This window comes from Klebsiella sp. C283, assembly GCF_048822555.1.
GTDB lineage: Bacteria > Pseudomonadota > Gammaproteobacteria > Enterobacterales > Enterobacteriaceae > Klebsiella > Klebsiella quasipneumoniae.
On the sequence record NZ_JBMEZS010000001.1, the window covers coordinates 496,838 to 515,082 of the forward strand.

At 56.7% G+C, this 18,245-nt stretch carries 13 protein-coding genes; 9 read left to right on the forward strand and 4 right to left on the reverse strand.

What is annotated here, in order from left to right; translation table 11 throughout:
* Positions 1-4: 4 nt before the first annotated feature.
* The 6 genes from rarA (at position 5) to ACOI7Z_RS02340 (ending at position 8,285) form a co-directional block, all read left to right on the forward strand.
* Positions 5-1,348 (forward strand): replication-associated recombination protein RarA, encoded by a 1,344-nt coding sequence (gene rarA, locus ACOI7Z_RS02315; protein WP_086076087.1) that lies wholly within the window; start codon positions 5-7, stop codon positions 1,346-1,348.
* A gap of 91 nt (positions 1,349-1,439) precedes the next feature.
* Positions 1,440-2,732 carry a serine--tRNA ligase gene (gene serS / locus ACOI7Z_RS02320; protein WP_065881854.1) on the forward strand — a complete coding sequence of 431 codons (1,293 nt, stop codon included), beginning with the start codon at positions 1,440-1,442 and terminating at the stop codon, positions 2,730-2,732.
* A 198-nt stretch (positions 2,733-2,930) separates the two neighbouring features.
* On the forward strand, positions 2,931-5,369 hold the full coding sequence (dmsA, locus tag ACOI7Z_RS02325; RefSeq protein WP_087849040.1) for a dimethylsulfoxide reductase subunit A: 2,439 nt from the start codon (positions 2,931-2,933) through the stop codon (positions 5,367-5,369).
* 10 nt (positions 5,370-5,379) lie between these two features.
* On the forward strand, positions 5,380-5,997 hold the full coding sequence (locus ACOI7Z_RS02330; RefSeq protein WP_087849039.1) for a DMSO/selenate family reductase complex B subunit: 618 nt from the start codon (positions 5,380-5,382) through the stop codon (positions 5,995-5,997).
* Between the two features lies 1 nt (position 5,998).
* Positions 5,999-6,862 carry a dimethyl sulfoxide reductase anchor subunit family protein gene (locus ACOI7Z_RS02335; protein WP_023289013.1) on the forward strand — a complete coding sequence of 288 codons (864 nt, stop codon included), beginning with the start codon at positions 5,999-6,001 and terminating at the stop codon, positions 6,860-6,862.
* A gap of 274 nt (positions 6,863-7,136) precedes the next feature.
* Positions 7,137-8,285 carry an MFS transporter gene (locus ACOI7Z_RS02340; RefSeq protein WP_008805851.1) on the forward strand — a complete coding sequence of 383 codons (1,149 nt, stop codon included), beginning with the start codon at positions 7,137-7,139 and terminating at the stop codon, positions 8,283-8,285.
* A 155-nt stretch (positions 8,286-8,440) separates the two neighbouring features.
* Here ACOI7Z_RS02340 and pflA read toward each other — a convergent pair whose 3' ends face one another.
* The 4 genes from pflA to ycaO all read right to left on the reverse strand — a co-directional run bounded on the left by pflA (position 8,441) and on the right by ycaO (position 14,710).
* Positions 8,441-9,181 (reverse strand): pyruvate formate lyase 1-activating protein, encoded by a 741-nt coding sequence (pflA, locus tag ACOI7Z_RS02345; RefSeq protein WP_002898145.1) that lies wholly within the window; start codon positions 9,179-9,181, stop codon positions 8,441-8,443.
* 191 nt (positions 9,182-9,372) lie between these two features.
* Positions 9,373-11,655 carry a formate C-acetyltransferase gene (gene pflB / locus ACOI7Z_RS02350; protein ID WP_023289014.1) on the reverse strand — a complete coding sequence of 761 codons (2,283 nt, stop codon included), beginning with the start codon at positions 11,653-11,655 and terminating at the stop codon, positions 9,373-9,375.
* 51 nt (positions 11,656-11,706) lie between these two features.
* Positions 11,707-12,564 carry a formate transporter FocA gene (gene focA, locus ACOI7Z_RS02355; protein ID WP_023289015.1) on the reverse strand — a complete coding sequence of 286 codons (858 nt, stop codon included), beginning with the start codon at positions 12,562-12,564 and terminating at the stop codon, positions 11,707-11,709.
* Positions 12,565-12,949: 385 nt separating this feature from the next.
* Complete coding sequence (gene ycaO, locus ACOI7Z_RS02360) at positions 12,950-14,710, reverse strand: 30S ribosomal protein S12 methylthiotransferase accessory factor YcaO (RefSeq protein ID WP_044521954.1); 1,761 nt, start codon at positions 14,708-14,710, stop codon at positions 12,950-12,952.
* Between the two features lie 115 nt (positions 14,711-14,825).
* Here ycaO and ACOI7Z_RS02365 point away from each other — a divergent pair, with 115 nt between their 5' ends.
* The 3 genes from ACOI7Z_RS02365 to aroA all read left to right on the forward strand — a co-directional run bounded on the left by ACOI7Z_RS02365 (position 14,826) and on the right by aroA (position 18,152).
* Positions 14,826-15,518: a DUF421 domain-containing protein gene (locus ACOI7Z_RS02365; protein ID WP_023289017.1), complete on the forward strand. Its 693-nt coding sequence runs from the start codon at positions 14,826-14,828 to the stop codon at positions 15,516-15,518.
* A 188-nt stretch (positions 15,519-15,706) separates the two neighbouring features.
* Complete coding sequence (gene serC, locus ACOI7Z_RS02370; protein WP_023289018.1) at positions 15,707-16,795, forward strand: 3-phosphoserine/phosphohydroxythreonine transaminase; 1,089 nt, start codon at positions 15,707-15,709, stop codon at positions 16,793-16,795.
* 73 nt (positions 16,796-16,868) lie between these two features.
* Positions 16,869-18,152, forward strand: coding sequence for a 3-phosphoshikimate 1-carboxyvinyltransferase (aroA, locus tag ACOI7Z_RS02375; protein ID WP_044521915.1), 1,284 nt, complete (start codon positions 16,869-16,871; stop codon positions 18,150-18,152).
* The last annotated feature ends 93 nt before the right edge of the window (positions 18,153-18,245 follow it).

The following is an 18,245-nucleotide window of genomic DNA, read 5'->3' on the forward strand; positions in this document are numbered from 1 at the left end:
GAAAGTGAGCAATCTGTCGCTCGATTTTTCCGACAACGCGTTTCAACCTCTGGCCGCTCGCATGCGGCCAGAAAATTTAGCGCAGTATATTGGCCAGCAGCACCTGCTGGCGCCGGGCAAACCCCTGCCGCGGGCGATCGAAGCCGGGCACCTGCATTCGATGATCCTCTGGGGGCCGCCGGGCACCGGCAAGACTACCCTGGCGGAAGTGATCGCCCGCTATGCCAGCGCCGATGTCGAACGGATCTCGGCGGTGACCTCCGGGGTGAAAGAGATCCGCGAGGCCATTGAGCGCGCGCGGCAGAATCGCCACGCCGGCCGACGAACGATTCTGTTTGTTGACGAAGTGCATCGCTTCAATAAAAGCCAGCAGGATGCCTTTCTGCCGCATATTGAAGATGGCACCATCACCTTTATTGGCGCGACCACCGAAAATCCCTCCTTTGAGCTTAACTCGGCGCTGCTCTCCCGCGCCCGCGTCTACTTACTGAAATCGCTCACCACCGACGATATCGAGCAGGTGCTTGACCAGGCGATGCACGATAAAACCCGCGGCTACGGCGGCCAGGATATCGTTTTGCCGGATGAGACCCGCAGGGCCATCGCCGAACTGGTGAACGGCGATGCGCGGCGGGCGCTGAATACCCTGGAAATGATGGCCGATATGGCCGAGAGCGATGATGCGGGCAAGCGGGTGCTGAAGGCGGAACTGCTGACCGAGATCGCCGGCGAGCGCAGCGCGCGCTTTGATAATAAAGGCGACCGTTTCTACGATTTGATTTCCGCCCTGCATAAGTCAGTGCGCGGGAGCGCGCCGGACGCGGCGCTCTACTGGTACGCGCGGATCATCACCGCCGGGGGCGATCCGCTGTACGTTGCCCGCCGTTGTCTGGCGATTGCCTCGGAAGACGTCGGCAACGCCGACCCGCGGGCGATGCAGGTGGCCATTTCGGCGTGGGACTGCTTTACCCGCGTCGGGCCGGCGGAAGGCGAGCGGGCGATTGCCCAGGCCATTGTCTATCTGGCCTGCGCGCCGAAGAGCAATGCGGTCTACACCGCCTTTAAAGCGGCGCTGGCCGACGCGCGAGACCGTCCGGACTATGACGTTCCGGTGCATCTGCGCAATGCGCCGACGAAGCTGATGAAAGAGATGGGCTACGGGCAGGAGTATCGTTACGCTCATGACGAACCTAACGCCTACGCCGCCGGTGAGCAGTACTTCCCGCAGGAAATGGCGCAAACGCGCTATTATCACCCGACAAACCGGGGGCTTGAGGGCAAAATTGGCGAAAAGCTCGCCTGGCTCGCTGAACAGGATCAAAATAGCCCGATAAAACGCTACCGCTAATTGAGGCGTTGCGGTAAGGTTATTACACTATTTCCGTGGTCGTAGTCTGCGGCCACTATTCTTTTTTTAATTCGATAAGCACAGGATAAGCATGCTCGATCCCAATCTGCTGCGTACCGAGCCAGACGCAGTCGCAGAAAAACTGGCACGCCGGGGCTTTAAGCTGGATGTAGATAAACTTCGCGCGCTTGAAGAGCGTCGTAAAGTTCTGCAGGTGCAAACGGAAAACCTGCAGGCGGAGCGCAACTCCCGATCGAAATCCATTGGCCAGGCGAAAGCGCGCGGGGAAGACATCGAGCCATTACGCCTGGAAGTGAACAAACTCGGCGAACAGCTGGATGCCGCAAAATCCGAGCTGGAAGCGCTGCTGGCGGAAATCCGCGATATCGCGCTGGCGATCCCGAATATACCTCACGATGACGTGCCGGTTGGCCGTGACGAAAACGACAACGTTGAAGTCAGCCGCTGGGGCACGCCGCGCCAGTTCGATTTCGACGTGCGCGATCACGTGACGCTGGGTGAAATGCACGGGGGGCTGGATTTTGCCGCCGCCGTTAAGCTCACCGGTTCGCGCTTCGTGGTGATGAAAGGCCAGCTGGCCCGTCTGCACCGCGCCCTGGCGCAGTTCATGCTGGATCTGCACACTGAACAGCATGGCTATAGCGAAAACTATGTCCCGTACTTGGTTAACCAGGACACCCTGTATGGCACCGGCCAGTTGCCGAAATTCGCCGGCGACCTGTTCCATACCCGTCCGCTGGAAGAAGAGGCTGACAACAGCAACTACGCGCTGATCCCGACGGCGGAAGTGCCGCTGACCAACCTGGTGCGTGATGAAATTATCGATGAAGACGATCTGCCGATAAAAATGACCGCCCATACGCCGTGCTTCCGTTCCGAAGCAGGTTCTTATGGTCGCGACACCCGCGGTCTGATCCGTATGCACCAGTTCGATAAAGTTGAAATGGTGCAGATTGTCCGTCCGGAAGACTCGATGGCGGCGCTGGAAGAGATGACCGGCCACGCCGAGAAAGTGCTGCAGCTGCTGGGTCTGCCGTACCGTAAGGTCGCGCTGTGCACCGGCGATATGGGCTTCAGCGCCTGCAAAACCTACGACCTCGAAGTGTGGGTTCCGGCGCAGAACACCTACCGTGAAATCTCTTCCTGCTCTAACGTCTGGGATTTCCAGGCGCGTCGTATGCAGGCCCGCTGCCGCAGCAAGTCCGACAAGAAGACTCGCCTCGTTCATACTCTGAATGGTTCTGGTCTGGCGGTAGGTCGTACCCTGGTGGCGCTGATGGAAAACTATCAGCAGGCCGATGGCCGTATCGAGATCCCGGAAATCCTGCGCCCGTATATGCGCGGCCTCGAATATATCGGTTAATTTTTACCTTCTCCCTTAAAAGCGCCTGCGGGCGCTTTTTTTACATCCTTATTGATACCGGGCAATAATCCCATCCGCGAATGCAGTGATACTCCCTTTGGATTAAACCAGCATAAAAAACCAATAATATTTCAAAGCAATATATATATGACTATATAGCGCTTGTCAGTTTATTGTGAGCAACCAAAGCGAGTATCCATGAAAATTAAAGCCCCCGATGCTTTACTGGCTGCTGAGGTAAGCCGCCGTGGTCTGATGAAAACCACGGCAATAGGCGGCCTGGCGCTGGCCAGCAACGCACTAACGTTACCCTTTACCCGACTGGCGCATGCCGCCGATACGCCGGCACCCGCCAACGAGAAGGTGGTCTGGAGTGCCTGTACCGTCAACTGCGGCAGCCGCTGCCCGCTGCGCATGCACGTGGTGGATGGCGCGATTAAATACGTCGAAACCGATAATACCGGTGACGATAACTATGACGGCCTGCATCAGGTGCGCGCCTGCCTGCGCGGGCGGTCTATGCGCCGCCGGGTTTATAACCCCGATCGGCTGAAATATCCGATGAAGCGCGTAGGCAAACGCGGTGAGGGTAAATTCGAGCAAATCAGCTGGGAAGAGGCGTTCGATATCATCGCCAGCACGACGCAGCGGCTGATTAAAGAATACGGCAACGAATCCATCTATCTGAACTACGGCACCGGTACGCTCGGCGGCACGCTGACTCGTTCCTGGCCGCCAGGAAAAACGCTGATTGCCCGTCTGATGAACTGCTGCGGCGGTTATCTGAACCACTATGGCGATTACTCTTCGGCGCAGATTGCCGAGGGCCTCAATTATACCTACGGCGGCTGGGCCGACGGCAATAGTCCATCGGATATTGAAAACAGCCAGCTGGTGGTGCTGTTCGGCAACAACCCCGGGGAAACGCGGATGAGCGGCGGCGGGGTGACCTACTATCTTGAGCAGGCGCGCCAGAAATCCAATGCCCGGATGATCATTATCGATCCGCGCTATACCGACACCGGCGCCGGACGCGAAGATGAATGGATCCCGATTCGCCCCGGTACCGATGCGGCACTGGTATCGGGTCTGGCGTGGGTGATGATCACCGAGAATCTGGTCGATCAGCCGTTCCTCGATAAATACTGTGTGGGATACGACGAGAAAACCTTGCCTGCCGATGCCCCGGCCAATGGCCACTATAAAGCCTGGATCCTTGGCCAGGGCGCCGACGGTATCGCCAAAACGCCGGAGTGGGCCTCGGCCATAACCGGTATTCCGCGCGAACGCATTGTTAAACTGGCGCGCGAAATTGCCAGCGCCAAACCGGCCTATATCAGCCAGGGCTGGGGGCCGCAGCGTCACGCCAACGGCGAAATCGCCACCCGGGCTATCGCGATGCTCGCCATTCTGACCGGTAACGTCGGGATCAACGGCGGCAACAGCGGCGCGCGCGAGGGCTCCTACAGCCTGCCGTTTGAGCGCATGCCGACGCTGGAGAATCCGGTTCAGACCAGCATCTCGATGTTTATGTGGACCGATGCGATTGAGCGCGGCCCGGAAATGACCGCCCTGCGCGATGGGGTGCGTGGCAAAGATAAGCTCGATGTGCCGATCAAAATGATCTGGAACTATGCGGGCAACTGCCTGATCAACCAGCACTCAGAGATTAACCGCACCCACGAGATCCTGCAGGACGACAAGAAGTGCGAGATGATTGTGGTCATCGACTGCCATATGACCTCGTCAGCGAAATACGCCGATATTCTGCTGCCGGACTGCACCGCCTCTGAGCAGATGGATTTCGCGCTGGATGCCTCCTGCGGCAACATGTCCTACGTCATCTTTGCCGACCAGGCCATCAATCCGCGTTTCGAATGCAAAACTATCTATGAGATGACCAGCGAGCTGGCGAAGCGCCTCGGCGTCGAGGAAAAATTTACCGAAGGCCGTACCCAGGAAGGCTGGATGCGCTATCTGTATGAGCAGTCGCGCACAGCGATTCCCGACCTGCCGGATTTCGACACCTTCCGTCAGCAGGGCATCTATAAGCAGCGCGATCCGCAAGGGCACCATGTGGCTTATAAAGCCTTCCGTGAGGATCCGCAGGCTAATCCGCTGACCACGCCTTCGGGCAAGATTGAAATCTATTCGCAGGCGCTGGCGAAAATCGCCGCCACCTGGGAGCTGCCGGAAGGCGATGTCATCGATCCGCTGCCGATCTACACCCCGGGCTTCGAAAACTACAACGATCCGCTGACGGCGAAATACCCGCTACAGCTGACCGGCTTCCACTATAAATCGCGCGTCCATTCAACCTACGGCAACGTCGATGTACTGAAGGCTGCCTGTCGGCAGGAGATGTGGATTAACCCGATCGATGCCCGCCAGCGCGGCATTGCCAACGGCGATCGCATTCGCATCTTCAACGACCGTGGGGAAGTGCATATCGAAGCGAAGGTGACCCCGCGCATGATGCCGGGCGTGGTCGCGCTGGGGGAAGGGGCCTGGTATAACCCGGACGCCTCGCGCGTGGATCAGGCGGGCAGCATTAACGTGCTGACCACCCAGCGCCCCTCGCCGCTGGCGAAGGGGAACCCGTCGCATACCAACCTCGTCCAGGTTGAGAAGCTGTAAGGAGTAACCGATGACAACTCAGTATGGATTTTTTATTGATTCCGCCCGTTGCACCGGTTGCAAGACCTGCGAACTGGCCTGTAAGGACTACAAAAATCTGACCCCGGAGGTCAGCTTCCGCCGCATTTATGAATATGCCGGCGGCGACTGGCAGGAGGATAACTGCGTCTGGAATCAGAACGTGTTCGCCTATTACCTCTCCATCGCCTGTAACCACTGCGAAGATCCGGCCTGCACCAAGGTCTGTCCGAGCGGAGCGATGCACAAGCGCGAAGACGGTTTTGTGGTGGTCAACGAAGAGGTGTGCATTGGCTGCCGTTACTGCCATATGGCTTGTCCTTACGGCGCGCCGCAATATAACGCCGACAAAGGCCATATGACCAAGTGTGACGGCTGCCACGAGCGCGTCGCCGACGGGAAAAAGCCGATCTGCGTCGAGTCCTGTCCGCTGCGGGCGCTGGATTTCGGGCCGATTGCCGAACTGCGCGCTAAGCACGGCCAGCTGGCGGCGGTGGCGCCGTTGCCTTCGGCGCACTTTACCCGGCCGAGCATCGTGATCAAACCTAACGCCAATGCCCGGCCGTGTGGCGATACCACCGGTTACCTGGCAAACCCGAAGGAGGTGTAAGATGGGAAACGGATGGCATGAATGGCCGCTGATGATCTTTACGGTCTTCGGCCAGTGCGTCGCGGGCGGCTTCATCGTCCTGGCGCTGGCGCTCATGACGGGCAAGCTTTCCCGTGAGCAGGAGCAGCGCGTGGTGGGTAGCATGTTCGGCCTGTGGGTATTGATGGGGATCGGGTTTATCGCCTCGACAATGCACCTCGGTTCGCCGCTGCGGGCCTTTAACTCGCTCAATCGCGTAGGGGCCTCATCGCTGAGTAATGAGATAGCCAGCGGGGCGATCTTCTTCGCCGTCGGCGGGATTGGCTGGCTGCTGGCCGTGTGTAAAAAGCTGCCTGCCGGACTGCGTAGCCTGTGGCTGGTCGCGACCATGGCGCTTGGGGTGATCTTCGTCTGGATGATGGTGCGGGTCTATAACACCATCGACACGGTGCCGACCTGGTATACCGTCTGGACGCCGCTGAGCTTCTTCCTGACGCTGTTTATCGGCGGCCCGCTGCTGGGCTACCTGCTGCTGCGCGTCGCAGGCGTCGACGGTTGGGCGCTGCGCCTGCTGCCGGTGGTCACTTTACTGGCGCTGCTGGTGAGTATCGTGGTGGTCCTGATGCAGGGGAGTGAACTCGCCACTATCCGCAGCTCAATTCAGCAGGCCTCCGCCCTGGTGCCGGATTATGGGCTGCTTATGGCCTGGCGCGTGGTGCTGCTGGCGCTGGCCCTGGCCTGCTGGTGCGTGCCGCAGATCCGCGGTCGCAAGCCGGCGGTCTCGCTGCTCGGCCTGGCGTTTGTTCTGGTGCTGGCGGGAGAGATGATTGGCCGCGGCGTATTCTATGGTCTGCATATGACCGTCGGGATGGCTATCGCCAGTTAATCAGCGTCATCATGCCGGCGCAGGCGTGCCGGCATGATGAAAACGTGCTGTCGATAGATGAAATTTTTCAACTGAAATCAACGTCGACATTTATTAATAAATTAAGAAAAACAACAGCGTATTATCTGTTGCCTCATCTTTATCCCTTCTGTGGATAAAAAACTTCTATCGTGCCCGGCAAAACCGCGTCAGGCCTGATTTCAGGTGGATTGACAATGTTTTTAGCGGTGGCATGATGCGCTCGCGATCTGAACATTCCTCACGGTTTTTACCCATGACCATCTACACCCGGCCAGTGCAAATGCTGCTCTGTGGCCTGCTTTTACTGACCCTGGCGATAGCGGTGCTGAATACGCTCGTCCCGCTCTGGCTCGCCCATGAAAATATGCCAACCTGGCAGGTCGGCATGGTGGGGTCATCCTATTTTACCGGCAACCTGGCCGGTACGTTGCTTGCCGGCTGGGTGATCAAGCGCCTGGGGTTTAACCGCAGCTATTATCTCGCGTCGTTAATATTCGCCGTCGGCTGCGTAGGGCTGGGGATCACCGTGGGTTTCTGGACGTGGCTGAGCTGGCGTTTTATCGCCGGCGTAGGCTGCGCGATGATTTGGGTGGTGGTGGAAAGCGCGCTGGTCTGCAGCGGCACTTCACGCAGCCGCGGTCGTCTGCTGGCGGCGTACATGATGGTCTATTACGTCGGTACCGTACTGGGCCAGCTGATGGTCAGTAAACTCCCCACCGATTTAATGAGCGTCCTGCCGTGGGTGACGGGTCTGGCGCTGGCGGCGATCCTACCGCTGCTGTTTACCCGCATCATGGGGCAGGCCGAAGAGCCACATGAAACGGTACGTATCTGGCCGATGCTGAAGCTGCGCCAGGCGCGCCACGGGGTCAATGGCTGCATTATCTCAGGGATTGTCCTCGGCTCGCTGTATGGTCTGATGCCGCTGTGGCTGAACCATCAGGGCGTCAGCGACGCCGGCATTGGCTTCTGGATGGCGGTGATGGTTAGCGCCGGGATCCTCGGCCAGTGGCCGGTAGGGCGCCTGGCAGACCGCTACGGTCGCCTGCTGGTGCTGCGGGTGCAGGTGTTTGTGGTGATTCTGGGATGTATGGCGATGCTCAGCCAGGCGGCGATGGCGCCGGCGCTGTTTGTGTTGGGCGCTTCGGGCTTTACCCTCTATCCGGTGGCGATGGCCTGGGCCTGTGAAAAAGTGGAGCACCATCAGCTGGTGGCAATGAACCAGGCGCTGTTGATGAGCTATACCATCGGCAGCCTGCTGGGCCCGACGCTGACGGCGATGCTGATGCAGAACTTCTCGGATAACCTGCTGTTTATTATGATCGCCAGCGTGTCGTTTATCTATCTGCTGACCCTGCTGCGCAAAGCCGGGCATCATCCAACGCCGGTGGCGCACGCCTGACCCTGTAGCGCGCAGCGCATGCTGCGCGTCATCCGTTTTAATAGCCTGTGCTTACTGCAGTAGAGCCGGTTTGCATAAGAATGCAACGGGCTGGACGGTAACAGCTTCCCACGCCGTTGCAGGCCGGCATAAGCGCATCACCGGCCCGGGCGGGATTAGTACATCACTTTGTGCCCATATTGCTCAAGGATGCCTTTGACTCGCTCCATGGTCTCTTTCTTCGGCGGATGGACGCCGTCCAGCTTGTACTCTTCGCCCATCGCTACCCATTTGTGTTTGCCCAGCTCATGGTAGGGCAGTAGCTCGATTTTTTCGACATTGCCCATATCGCGGGTAAATTCGCCCAGGCGGTGCGCGGAATCATCATCGTCTGACCAGCCCGGAACCACCACGTAGCGGATCCAGACATTGATATTCTTCTTCGCCAGATACTGGGCGAATTCCAGTGTACGATGGTTAGAGACGCCGACCAGGTTCTGGTGAATCTCATCGTTCATCTGCTTGAGATCCAGCATCACCAGGTCTGTTACCTCCAGCAGTTCGTCGATAACGGGATCGTAGCGACGAACAAAGCCATTGGTATCGAGACAGGTATGAATACCTTCCTTCTTACAGGCGCGGAACCAGTCGCGAACAAACTCCGCCTGCAGGATCGCTTCGCCGCCCGATGCGGTGACGCCGCCGCCGGAAGCATTCATAAAGTGACGATAGGTCACCACCTCTTTCATTAACTCTTCAACGGTGATTTCTTTGCCGCCGTGGGTATCCCAGGTATCACGGTTATGGCAATACAGGCAGCGCATCAGGCAGCCCTGGAAAAAGGTAATAAAGCGGATGCCCGGGCCATCAACGGTGCCACAGGATTCAAAGGAGTGAATGCGACCAATAACTGACATTGCGGTGTTTTCTCCAGATGTGGCCCATCCGGGGCCGTGTTGGTGCACAGCTCAGCGGCTGTGTCGAGTCTGTTTTGACAGATACCCAAAGTATAGATAACTGGCAAAGCAGGCTAGGGCGGGGATTGCTTGTTAAAAAGGCCCCACTGATGTGGGGCCTTTATTGTACGCTTTTTCAGTCAGCCAGGGAATTACATGGTCTGAGTGAAGGTACGGGTAATAACGTCCTGCTGCTGTTCTTTAGTCAGGGAGTTAAAACGTACAGCGTAGCCAGATACGCGGATGGTCAACTGCGGATATTTTTCCGGGTTTTCCATCGCGTCGAGCAGCATTTCGCGGTTCATCACGTTCACGTTCAGGTGCTGACCACCTTCGATGGACGCTTCGTGGTGGAAGTAACCATCCATCAGACCCGCCAGGTTGGTCTTACGAACTTCGTCATCTTTACCCAGCGCGTTCGGTACGATAGAGAAGGTGTAAGAGATACCATCTTTCGCGTAAGCAAACGGCAGTTTCGCTACGGAGGTCAGAGAGGCAACAGCACCTTTCTGGTCACGGCCGTGCATCGGGTTAGCACCTGGTCCGAACGGCGCGCCAGCGCGACGACCGTCTGGGGTGTTACCGGTTTTCTTACCATATACCACGTTAGAGGTAATGGTCAGAACAGACTGAGTCGGGATCGCGTTGCGGTAGGTGTGCAGTTTCTGAATTTTCTTCATGAAACGTTCAACCAGGTCAACGGCCATGTCATCGACGCGAGCATCGTTGTTACCAAACTGCGGGTATTCGCCTTCGATTTCGAAGTCGACAGCCAGACCGTCTTCGTCACGAATCGGTTTAACTTTCGCATATTTGATTGCAGACAGGGAGTCAGCAGCAACGGACAGACCCGCGATACCACACGCCATGGTGCGGATAACGTCACGGTCGTGCAGCGCCATCAGAGAGGCTTCGTAGCTGTACTTGTCGTGCATGTAGTGGATGATGTTCAGCGCAGTGACGTACTGTTTAGCCAGCCAGTCCATGAAGTGATCCATGCGTTCCATCACTTCGTCGAAGTTCAGAACGTCGCCTTTGATCGGTTCAGATTTCGGACCCACCTGCATTTTCAGTTTTTCATCCACGCCGCCGTTGATAGCGTACAGCATGGTTTTTGCGAGGTTGGCGCGAGCACCGAAGAACTGCATTTGCTTACCAACAACCATCGGGCTTACGCAGCATGCGATAGCGTAGTCGTCGTTGTTGAAGTCCGGACGCATCAGGTCATCGTTCTCATACTGCAGAGAAGAGGTATCGATGGACACTTTAGCAGCGAATTTCTTGAAGCTCAGCGGCAGTTTTTCAGACCACAGGATAGTGATGTTCGGCTCCGGAGACGGCCCCATGGTGTACAGGGTGTTCAGGAAGCGGAAGCTGTTTTTGGTCACCAGAGTACGGCCGTCAACGCCCATACCGCCGATGGATTCTGTTGCCCAAATCGGGTCACCGGAGAACAGTTCATCGTATTCCGGGGTACGCAGGAAGCGAACCATACGCAGTTTCATGACCAGGTGGTCAACCATTTCCTGCGCGTCTTGCTCGGTGATTTTACCCGCCTGCAGGTCACGTTCGATGTAGATATCCAGGAAGCTGGAGGTACGACCGAAGGACATTGCCGCGCCGTTCTGAGATTTAACGGCAGCCAGGTAACCGAAGTAGGTCCACTGGATAGCTTCCTGAGCGGTGGTCGCCGGACCGGAGATGTCGTAGCCATATTTAGCCGCCATCTCTTTGATCTGGCCCAGCGCGCGGTGCTGTTCAGCGATTTCTTCACGCAGACGGATGGTCGCTTCCAGATCTTCGCCGCTTTCCAGTTTCGCTTGCAGAGAGTTGAACTGGGCGAATTTGTCTTTCATCAGGAAGTCGATACCGTACAGCGCAACGCGACGGTAGTCACCGATGATACGACCACGGCCGTAAGCATCCGGCAGACCGGTCAGCACGCCGGATTTACGGCAGCGCAGGATGTCCGGAGTATAGACGTCGAAAACGCCCTGGTTGTGAGTTTTACGGTACTCAGTGAAGATTTTTTTCAGCATCGGGTCCAGCTCGCGATTGTACGCTTTGCAGGAACCTTCAACCATTTTAATACCACCGAACGGGATGATCGCACGTTTCAGCGGCGCTTCGGTCTGCAGACCAACGATTTTTTCCAGACCTTTCTCGATATAGCCTGCGTCGTGAGAGGTGATGGTGGAAGCCAGGGCAGTGTCAAAATCAACAGGCGCGTGAGTGCGGTTTTCCTGTTTTACACCTTCCATTACGCTGTCCCACAGCTTGGTGGTCGCTTCAGTCGCGCCAGCCAGGAAGGATTCGTCGCCTTCATATGGGGTGTAGTTTTTTTGAATAAAGTCACGGACGTTGACTTCATTCTGCCAGTCACCTTTCGCAAAACCTTCCCAGGCTGTGGCTAACTTTTCATTAAGCTCGGACATGTAACACCTACCTTCTTAAGTGGATTTTTTATTTACTGCCTGAAACAACCCTTAGTGATGGTCGTTGCCACGCAGGTAAATGACCCAGTATGTCAACCCGACCAGCAGACCCCCGCCGATAATGTTCCCGATAGTTACCGGAATCAGGTTATCAGTGATGAAGTTCATAACGGTCAAGTGAGAGAAACTTTCCGGAGTCGAACCGATTGCGGTCCAGAATTCCGGGCTTGCAAAGTTGCGGATTACGATACCCATCGGGATCATAAACATGTTGGCGATGCTGTGCTCAAAGCCGCTGGCAACGAACATCGCTACCGGCAGGACCATGATCATCGCTTTATCCATCAGGCTACGACCGGAATAGCTCATCCATACGGCGAGACAAACCATCAGGTTAGCGAGGATACCCAGGCTCACGGCCTCCACAAAAGTATGGTGCATTTTGTGGTCAGCGGTCTGCAGGACATTGAGCCCCCAACCGCCGTTGGCAGTCATATATTCGCCTGATAACCACATCAGCAGCACAAACAGCAGTGCGCCCACCAGGTTACCAAAATAGACGTTGAGCCAGTTTTTTGCCAGTTGCCCCCAGGTAATTCGACCGCTGGCTTTCGCCACCACGATCAATACCGTAGAGGTAAAGAGGTCAGCGCCGCAGATAATGCACAGAATCAGACCCAGGGAAAAACAGACCCCACCGATAAGCTTGGCAATCCCATAAGGCATCGCGGCAGTGCCGGTGGTCGCGGTGATATAGAATACGAAAGCGATGGAGATGAAAACGCCAGCGGTGATCGCCAGATAAAAGGTCTTCATCGGATGCTTCGTTGCTTTATAGACACCTGCTTCTTCGGCGACTTTCGCCATCGCGGCAGGGAGCAAAAGATCAAAAGGGTTGTCAGCTTTCACACTAACTCTCTCTTTATATAAGTTGGCGGTGAGATACTAACAAAGCATTATAGAAGGGAAATTGATATAGATCATATCTCACCGGAACTATATGCCTTTTTAGTGTGTGGTTTTTGTGTTTTTAGTGATTAAATGATTGAATATTATGAAGAAAATAAATTTTAAAATTTATAAGTTATGTTGAATTTTTTCGTTTTCACGCCATTTTTTGAGTTAATTAATATGGAGTATTTTATTTAAAATTAACGAATGGTAAATCTTATAAGCGCATTATTTACTATTAATTAACTTTGCAACTACAAACTATAGTGGCCGCCTCGTCAGGTGAAATCAACGGAGCCGCATTGGGCTCCGTTGCTGGTCACCACGATGGCGCGCTTAGGGCTTATTTTGCCCAGAACGCCGCCTTCGCTCGCTGCAGTTTTTCATAAGCCTTCAGTAGCGACTGATGGGCCGGGAAGGCCTGCAGATCGCTGTCGACAGCCTGAAGGCCATAGAACGGCGCTTCCCCGCTCAGCGCCGCGCTGGCGGCTTCGACCGCTTCGGCGCCGTACATACGGATAAAGGCGTTCAGGTATTGCAGCGGCTGACGCTCCTCTTCCTGGCTCAGCAGCAGCAGGGTCTGCAGGCAGCGATAGTAGTTAGCGCGTTCCGCGCTGAAGACCGAAGCGTTGAACTCCATGGTCCACTCGGTCCAGATCAGCGCCTGCTCCAGATCGCCGCCGGCCAGGGCCAGCATGGCTTTCAACTCGCCGACGCGCAGGGTATACCAGCCGTTGTCTTTGCCGGTGGCGAGGCCCAGCAGTTCGCGAACGCGGGTGAAATCATCCAGGCCTTCATCGTCCATCTGCTCGATCAGCGCCAGGTAATCTTCTTTTTCCCACTCGCTGCCCGGCAGGGACAGAATGGTGTCGCGCAGATGAGCGCCCATGCTGTTGTTCGCCAGCCACAGATCTTCCGCCGGGTAAATATCCGACATCCCCGGGACGATGATACGGCAGGCGTAAACGCCCAGGTGCTCGTAGTCGGCGATATACACTTCTTTATCTTCGGCCTTGAAGATGGCCATCAGGGTGGCGAACTCTTCTTCTGTGGTGCCGGAGAAGCTCCAGTCAACGAACGGATAGTCGGCATCCTGCTTGAACATATCCCAGGAAATCAGGCCGCTGGAGTCGATAAAGTGGGTTTCGAGGTTAGCATGCTCGGCGACTTCTTCGTCGTCGAAGGTCGGCGGCGTGAAGACGTCGAGATCTTTCAGGCTGCGGCCCTGCAGCAGTTCGGTGACCGTACGTTCCAGCGCCACGCCGAAGTCCGGATGGGCGCCGAAAGAGGCGAAGCAGGTGCCGTTTGCCGGGTTAAACAGCACGACGCAGATAACCGGATACTTGCCGCCCAGCGAGCCATCATAGGCAAAGATCGGGAAACCTTCGGCTTCCAGTTTGGCGATCGACTCTACGACGCCCGGATAGCGCGCCATGACCTCCGCCGGGATCTCCGGCAGGCTGATGCTTTCGGCGATGATGCGGTTTTTGATATGGCGCTCAAAGACTTCGGACAGGCCCTGCACGCGAGCTTCATTACGGGTGTTGCCAGCGGACATGCCGTTGGAGACATACAGGTTGCCGACGATATTCATAGGAATATAGACCGTTTCGCCGTCGGACTGGCGGGTAAAGGGCAGGCCGCACACCCCTCGCTCATCGTTACCGGATTGCAGATCCACCAGCATGCTGGCCGTCAGCTGATCGTCCGGATCGTAGAACGCGAGCAGGCGGGCATCCAGCAGACCTTCCGGGACGTCGTCGTTTTCGGTCAGCGGGAACCACTTTTCGTTCGGGTAGTGAACGAACGGGCCGTTAGCGATAGTGTCGCCTAACCAGAAGTCAGCGAAAAAATAGTTGGTGGACAGGCGCTCGAAATATTCGCCCAGCGCGGAGGCGAGGGCTGCCTTTTTGGTGGCGCCTTTACCATTGGTAAAGCACAGCGCGCATTCCTTATCGCGAATGTGAACGGACCACACGTGCGGCACCGGGTTCAGCCACGAGGCCTCTTCGATATCAAATCCGAGGTCGAGCAATTTTTGCTGGAAGCGAGCGATGGAATCTTCCAGGGCGGCATCTTTGCCGGGAATAAACGTTTGGGTCATGGCGATCACTTTTGTCGTACGGAAAGCGCGCAATGATACGGCTTTTATCTGACAGGTGCTATCTCCATCATCTGGCTATGCTTAGAGACATCTTTTAATGCTCAGGGAGATGATAATGAAAGCCTTTGACTGGCAGAGGATGGCGCTCGATAAAGTGCCGGTGGAATTTCTCGGCGAGGTGGCGTTGCGCAGCCTCTACACCTTCGTTCTGGTCTTTATTTTCCTCAAAATTACCGGACGGCGCGGCGTGCGGCAGATGTCGCTGTTTGAGGTGCTGATTATTCTGACCCTCGGCTCGGCGGCGGGGGACGTGGCGTTTTATGACGATGTCCCGCTGTTGCCGGTGCTGGTGGTCTTCGTTACGCTGGCGCTGCTTTATCGCGGCATCATGTGGCTGATGGGGCATAGTGAAAAGCTGGAGGATCTGCTGGAGGGCAAGCCTATCGTGGTGGTGGAGGAGGGGCAACTGGCATGGGAGAAACTGCATGCGGAAAATATGACCGAATTCGAATTTTTTATGGAGCTACGGGTCAACAGCGTCGAGCAGCTCGGCCAGGTGCGGCTGGCGATCCTTGAAACCAATGGCCAGATCAGCGTGTTTTATTATCCCGATGACGAAGTGAGGGCCGGGTTGTCGATTCTCCCGACGCACTGCACCACGCGCTATACCACTATTCCTCAGGAGGGGATCTACGCCTGCGTACGCTGCAGCATCGTGATGGCGATGCAGGCGGGAGAAAAGCGAATATGTTCCCGCTGCGCAAATGCAGAATGGTCGAAGGCCAGCCGGGCGAAACGGCTCACCTGACAGCAAATATGTCGGTTTTATTACGTCAAGCCGATAGATTCTGTTGTGTGACGGCTGCCGCGTTTTGCCGTCGGCGAGTTTTAGCCATTGCGGACCGTGTCACTGAATGATAAAACCGATAGCCACAGGAATAACTTATGCCCGCGGCGGTTCGCGGGCAAAACAACATAGCAACGTGGTGAGGGGAAATGGCTCAGGTCTATAACTTCAGTTCGGGCCCGGCAATGCTGCCGGCGGAAGTACTCAAACTGGCTCAGCAGGAACTGTGCGACTGGCACGGTCTGGGTACGTCGGTCATGGAAATCAGTCACCGTGGTAAGGAGTTCATCCAGGTGGCAGAAGAGGCAGAACAGGACTTCCGTTCTCTGCTGAATATCCCTTCCAACTATAAAGTGTTGTTCTGTCATGGCGGCGGCCGCGGCCAGTTCGCCGGGATCCCGCTGAACATCCTCGGCGATAAAAACGTCGCTGACTATGTGGACGCTGGCTACTGGGCCGCCAGCGCGGTCAAAGAGGCGAAGAAATACTGCACGCCTAACGTCATCGACGCGAAAATCACCGTCGACGGCAAGCGCGCGGTCAAGCCAATGAGCGAGTGGCAGCTGACGCCGGGCGCGGCGTATCTGCACTACTGCCCGAACGAAACCATTGACGGTATCGCGATTGATGATACGCCGAACTTCGGCGACGACGTCATCGTGACCGCCGATTTCTCCTCCACCATTCTGTCCCGCGAAATTGACGTCAACCGCTTCGGCGTGATCTATGCCGGCGCGCAGAAGAATATCGGCCCGGCAGGGTTGACGCTGGTCATCGTACGTGAAGATCTGCTGGGTAAAGCCAGCGTGGCCTGCCCGTCAATCCTCGACTACACCGTGTTAAGCGAGAATGACTCGATGTTTAACACGCCGCCGACGTTCGCCTGGTATCTGGCCGGTCTGGTGTTTAAGTGGCTGAAACAGCAGGGCGGCGTTGCCGCGATGGACAAGATCAACCAGCAGAAAGCCGAACTGCTGTATGGCGTGATCGATAACAGCGGCTTCTATCGTAACGATGTGGCGCAAGCCAACCGCTCCCGTATGAACGTGCCGTTCCAGCTGGCGGACAGCGCGCTGGATAAACTGTTCCTTGAAGAGTCGTTTGCCGCCGGGCTGCACGCGCTTAAGGGCCACCGGGTGGTGGGCGGCATGCGTGCCTCCATCTACAACGCGATGCCGCTGGACGGCGTGAAGGCGTTAACCGACTTTATGCTGGACTTCGAACGCCGTCACGGTTAATCGCCCGTTTCTTTCTTCCTCCCCGCGGCCTGTCTGCGGGGTTTTTATTCTGTTTGTTTGAGAGTGAAGTTTGATGGATTCCCTGACGTTACAACCCATCGCACGCGTAGAGGGCACCGTGAACCTGCCAGGTTCGAAAAGCGTCTCCAACCGCGCGCTGCTGCTGGCCGCCCTGGCCCGCGGCACGACGGTGCTGACCAACCTGCTGGACAGCGACGATGTGCGCCATATGCTGAATGCCCTGAGTGCGCTGGGGGTTCAATACACCCTGTCTGCTGACCGTACCCGCTGTGAAGTGACCGGCAACGGCGGCCCGCTGCATGCCGCAGCGGCACTGGAGCTGTTCCTCGGCAACGCCGGTACCGCGATGCGCCCGCTGGCGGCAGCCCTGTGCCTTGGCAGCAACGATATCGTGCTGACCGGCGAGCCGCGAATGAAAGAGCGCCCGATCGGCCATCTGGTGGATGCCCTGCGTCAGGGCGGCGCTCAGATCGACTATCTGGAGCAGGAAAATTATCCGCCGCTGCGCCTGCGCGGAGGGTTCCAGGGGGGCAACGTTGAAGTTGACGGCAGCGTCTCCAGCCAGTTCCTGACCGCGCTGCTGATGACCGCGCCGCTGGCGCCGCAGGATACCGTGATCGCCATTAAGGGCGATCTGGTGTCAAAACCCTATATCGACATTACGCTGCACCTGATGAAAACCTTCGGGGTTGAGGTGGACAACCAGTCTTATCAGCGCTTTGTGGTGCGCGGCAAGCAACAGTATCAGTCGCCGGGGGATTACCTGGTGGAAGGGGATGCTTCATCGGCCTCGTATTTCCTTGCCGCTGGCGCCATTAAGGGCGGCACGGTGAAAGTCACCGGTATCGGCCGCGGCAGCGTACAGGGCGATATTCGTTTCGCCGACGTACTGGAAAAAATGGGCGCCACCGTCACCTGGGGCGACGATTTCATCGCCTGTACCCGTGGCGAGCTCAAGGCTATCGATATGGATATGAACCATATCCCGGACGCCGCGATGACCATCGCCACCGCCGCGCTGTTCGCGCAAGGAACCACCACGCTGCGCAATATCTACAACTGGCGGGTCAAGGAGACGGACCGTCTGTTCGCCATGGCGACCGAGTTACGTAAAGTGGGCGCCGAGGTGGAAGAGGGTGAAGATTATATTCGCATCACCCCGCCGGCGACGCTGAAGTATGCTGAAATCGGCACCTATAACGACCACCGGATGGCGATGTGCTTCTCGCTGGTGGCGCTGTCTGATACGCCGGTGACCATCCTTGATCCGAAGTGTACGGCGAAAACTTTCCCCGACTATTTTGAGCAACTGGCGCGGATCAGTACGCCGGCCTGAATGACGCGAATTTAAGGTAACAACGCCGACCTTCAGGTCGGCGTTTTTTTTATCTCTGCTTGTCGGATACGAAACTAAATGCTAGCCTTGCTT

Excerpts from the sequence above, each read along its gene's own strand:
- ACOI7Z_RS02335 (WP_023289013.1), top strand. The coding sequence starts at position 5,999 with ATGGGAAACGGATGGCATGAATGGCCGCTGATGATCTTTACGGTCTTC.
- aroA (WP_044521915.1), top strand. The coding sequence starts at position 16,869 with ATGGATTCCCTGACGTTACAACCCATCGCACGCGTAGAGGGCACCGTG.
- ACOI7Z_RS02365 (WP_023289017.1), top strand. The coding sequence starts at position 14,826 with ATGAAAGCCTTTGACTGGCAGAGGATGGCGCTCGATAAAGTGCCGGTG.
- pflB (WP_023289014.1), bottom strand. The coding sequence starts at position 11,655 with ATGTCCGAGCTTAATGAAAAGTTAGCCACAGCCTGGGAAGGTTTTGCG.
- ACOI7Z_RS02340 (WP_008805851.1), top strand. The coding sequence starts at position 7,137 with ATGACCATCTACACCCGGCCAGTGCAAATGCTGCTCTGTGGCCTGCTT.
- serC (WP_023289018.1), top strand. The coding sequence starts at position 15,707 with ATGGCTCAGGTCTATAACTTCAGTTCGGGCCCGGCAATGCTGCCGGCG.
- pflA (WP_002898145.1), bottom strand. The coding sequence starts at position 9,181 with ATGTCAGTTATTGGTCGCATTCACTCCTTTGAATCCTGTGGCACCGTT.
- ACOI7Z_RS02330 (WP_087849039.1), top strand. The coding sequence starts at position 5,380 with ATGACAACTCAGTATGGATTTTTTATTGATTCCGCCCGTTGCACCGGT.
- dmsA (WP_087849040.1), top strand. The coding sequence starts at position 2,931 with ATGAAAATTAAAGCCCCCGATGCTTTACTGGCTGCTGAGGTAAGCCGC.
- ycaO (WP_044521954.1), bottom strand. The coding sequence starts at position 14,710 with ATGACCCAAACGTTTATTCCCGGCAAAGATGCCGCCCTGGAAGATTCC.
- serS (WP_065881854.1), top strand. The coding sequence starts at position 1,440 with ATGCTCGATCCCAATCTGCTGCGTACCGAGCCAGACGCAGTCGCAGAA.